This is a genomic window from Streptococcus sp. VTCC 12905 (assembly GCF_049893385.1).
Lineage (GTDB): Bacteria > Bacillota > Bacilli > Lactobacillales > Streptococcaceae > Streptococcus > Streptococcus suis_AA.
Map to the genome: position 1 here is coordinate 1 of NZ_JBMVJC010000062.1, position 1990 is coordinate 1990.

General features: G+C 39.2%; 3 protein-coding genes. 2 read left to right on the forward strand and 1 reads right to left on the reverse strand.

Annotated elements, in window-relative coordinates; genetic code table 11:
* On the reverse strand, positions 1-656 hold a 656-nt coding region (locus ACPC58_RS11555; RefSeq protein WP_434066027.1), incomplete at its 3' end, for a restriction endonuclease subunit S.
* A 205-nt stretch (positions 657-861) separates the two neighbouring features.
* On the opposite strand from ACPC58_RS11555, the gene ACPC58_RS11560 reads away from it, so the two are divergent.
* Complete coding sequence (locus tag ACPC58_RS11560) at positions 862-1623, forward strand: hypothetical protein (protein WP_277837664.1); 762 nt, start codon at positions 862-864, stop codon at positions 1621-1623.
* Positions 1613-1876 carry a PspC domain-containing protein gene (locus ACPC58_RS11565; protein ID WP_217374114.1) on the forward strand — a complete coding sequence of 88 codons (264 nt, stop codon included), beginning with the start codon at positions 1613-1615 and terminating at the stop codon, positions 1874-1876. Before ACPC58_RS11560 ends, ACPC58_RS11565 begins: the two co-directional genes overlap by 11 nt.
* Positions 1877-1990: the final 114 nt, after the last annotated feature.

The following is a 1990-nucleotide window of genomic DNA, read 5'->3' on the forward strand; positions in this document are numbered from 1 at the left end:
TTTAACAATGCTCTAGATAATGAATTTGTAGACACAGGAAAATTAAAACATTCATCAAACTTATGCAGTTCCCAATCGTCAGTAAATCCAGGAAAACGGCGTTTTGGCACACGCTCTCCTTCAGCGGGGAACATTTCACTCAAATACGCTTGTTTTACACTCTTTAATTTGTCAAGCTTACGCTGATGAAGGGTGATGGTGTTGTCTAGCTGTTTGAAGAATGAGCCTATTTTCGTCTGTTCTGCTAGTGTCGGAACATTGATTGGAACTTGACCAATCTCATTCTTGTTAATTTTCTTTGGAAAGGCGATATGCAAAGTCCTCTTCCAAATCTGGTCTTGTACAAATGGTGCATAAATACTTGCCTGCAAGAAATAAGGATTTAACTCCTCAGATTTGAATAGTGCAAGACTAACGTAATAGGCGAGGTCTTCGTCTGTTTCAACGACATTCGCAGTTCCTATATCCCCGATTCGAGTCATCAAGACATCACCTCGTTGTGGTCTTATTTTGAATTCAACTTCAAAAGCCTCACGAGAAATGAACTTATTTGAAGTCAAAGTCTTGATATTCTCAACACTAAGAAACATCACACCATCATCTTGATACTTAGGAGTTTGGTGGGTTCCGTCATAAATATCGGAAACCTCGTTCAACTTCCGCAGTTCCCAAGCGTGATGATTTTTATACGCTCAGAGTTGAGTAATAGAATTAAATTTTGGGTTTTCAAAGCAGAATTTTCATCCATTTTCAGAAAATCTATCAATTGCCTTGGGTAAACCTTGGTTTTCTAGAATCAGTCCTTGGGCTGATTTTTTTGTTGCGAAATATGGTATACTAGTATGGAATTGAGGTGAGTCTATGACGCAAAAGAGAGAAGAACGCTTAATTGAGTTATATGAAAAAGGTGTCTTGACCAAGGAAGAGGCTCGCGCCTGTTTTAAGGAAATGAATCAAGAACCAGACTTTCTTTTTGTGGAAGAAAAAGCAAAATTGAATTTTACCTTACCAAGTTTCAAGGTCTTTGCTTCCTCAAAGCTGAAACAGGCCTATTCATTTGATGGAATTGAATCACTCTTTCTAAAATTATCCGAGGGGCGGCTGACTCTGACTAAGTCTAAGAATGAACAGATCACCGTAGAAATTGTTTATAATCAAGATGCGCCAGAAGACAAACTCCCCCGTCTTTATGTTGAAAAGAAAGGACTATATTTCAACAGTAGTTTGGCCTGTCGCTTGACCATTAGCTTACCCCAGGAATGGATGTCAGTACTAGCTGTAGAACTTGGTCAAGCAGATGCCCGGTTAGACTACTTGCCGTTTGAAGATATTTCTATCCGCAGTTCAAGAGATAAAAAACAACAGGATATTCGCTTGACAACCTGCGGTGGCTACCCACAACATTTGTATGTGCAATTGGCACACGCGCCTTTCACCTTACAAACAGGGAAGGGGCAGGGAATTCGAGGACAGATTGAGTCTCAATCAGGACAGGTTGTAGTCAATCGAAAGAAGAAAAATAGTCCTTATCAATTTGAAAAATCAGGAAATGATTTACTCTTTATAAAAGCACAGACTGGTCAAGGTGCTTTTTATGTGAAAGGAATAAAAGATGTCAATTGATTTGTATAGAGTAAGAAAGGGAAAAGTTGTGTCTGGCGTTCTTGCTGGCATAGCTCATAAATTAGGATGGGAGCCGTGGCTTGTTCGAGCCCTCTTTATAGCAGGTCTTCTATTTGGAAAATCTTTTATCTTGTTAATCGCCCTTTACGCAGCAGCAGTTTACTTCTTACCATATAAGGAAGATAAGGATGCCGAGAAATATGGAACTGGCCCGCGTAAGATAAAAGATGCTGAGAAGATTCGTAAATTTTAGTTTAGATAGTAGACTTAAAAAAACTTGAGTTAGTATTTGAACAGCTCCCTGTCAAGTGGACAATGAAATAATAAAAGATTAGGCGACGGCCTTGTTCCTCATTTCAAGAGGGGC

Bases quoted from the DNA above. Each gene is read 5' to 3' on its own strand.
- ACPC58_RS11560 (WP_277837664.1), top strand. From the start codon at position 862: ATGACGCAAAAGAGAGAAGAACGCTTAATTGAGTTATATGAAAAAGGT.
- ACPC58_RS11565 (WP_217374114.1), top strand. From the start codon at position 1,613: ATGTCAATTGATTTGTATAGAGTAAGAAAGGGAAAAGTTGTGTCTGGC.